1 protein-coding gene is annotated in these 1,127 nt (G+C 53.3%); it reads right to left on the bottom strand.

What is annotated here, in order from left to right; translation table 11 throughout:
* A partial coding sequence (locus AC1DRJ_RS28920) for a hypothetical protein (RefSeq protein WP_477805144.1) occupies positions 1-1,127 on the bottom strand: 1,127 nt, incomplete at both ends.

The raw sequence follows: 1,127 nt of genomic DNA, 5'->3' as shown, positions 1-1,127 counted from the left end.
CCAAAAATCCCCCCGTTTTCACATCGGTTCGCCGCTACGCCGTTCCCTTCTTTGCCGATACTTTCCCATGTTTCAGTGCATGGTGCGTGCTGAAATTGGTCATACATGAAACAATTTGTGGAGTTTGCCATAAAGCCCATGGCGTAATAGCAGCGGTACGGATCAGGCTTTATTACATGGTAGTTGCGTACCGTGCACAGATGGTTAGAAGGTGTTTCAGGTGAAACGTCGGACCCCATGCCTATTAACTGGGTCCACCCCTCGCCCCAGATGTTCCACGCGTGGCAGTTCCAAGAGTTTACGAAGTTGATCCCATACCCGCCCCAACCGGTAGGGCTGCTGAATTCCGCGACAAGGTAAAGGTCGTGAACACAGGCGTTGCGGGTTTCAACCTTCGACGGGTTATCACGCAGATAAGTCCCCAACGGTAGGTTAACGTAGGCCGGATCTTTGGTTGTCGCACCCGGAAACGTCCCGGCATCGTACGCAGCGATTGCCTTGTTTCGGTTTGCCTCAAGGCTGGAACCAATAACGATACCGCCGCGCCCATGCGAACCAACAGGGTCTTCAAAAATCAACTTCGAGCCTGGGCCCTCCCCATACAGTTCGACGCGATCCATAACAAAAGGCGGATAATTTACTCTGTAACCGTTTGCTGTTGCGGGTACAAGCACGGAACCGCCGCCCTTGGCGTATACATGCTGAATTGCTCGCATAAGAGCTAGCGCGTTTCTTGATGAATTCACACCAACCGCGCCGCCCGATATCGCGCCGAAGTCGTCAATGCTAACGTGTTCCCTTGCCAACTTATTATGCAAGGTGCGGCCAGAAGAGCCTTGAGAACCGTTAAGAAAGCCCACAACCCCCGTACCCAGCAAGGGGTCGAAAATGTTAGCGATATCTTGACGCAGCGAGTCATCCCCGATCAGCTTTAGCTTCGCCGCATCCGTCGCCCAGTTGCTGGTCGTGAAAGGGATGTAGGAGCCTTTCGCCCGATACTCGTTACCAAGGTAGGACACTGTCTTGGTCGTACGATCGAGCAGGATGCCGGAGGTGTAAGCGATTGGCGGCTCGTAGCCGCTGGCATCCATAAAAGCATTGAACTGTACATCGCGGTTATTTTGGTC

The sequence above is a fragment of the Pseudomonas sp. P5_B2 genome, assembly GCF_056400445.1.
The sequence above is the reverse complement of the archived record's forward strand: the minus strand, read 5'-3'. Positions and strand labels throughout refer to the sequence as shown.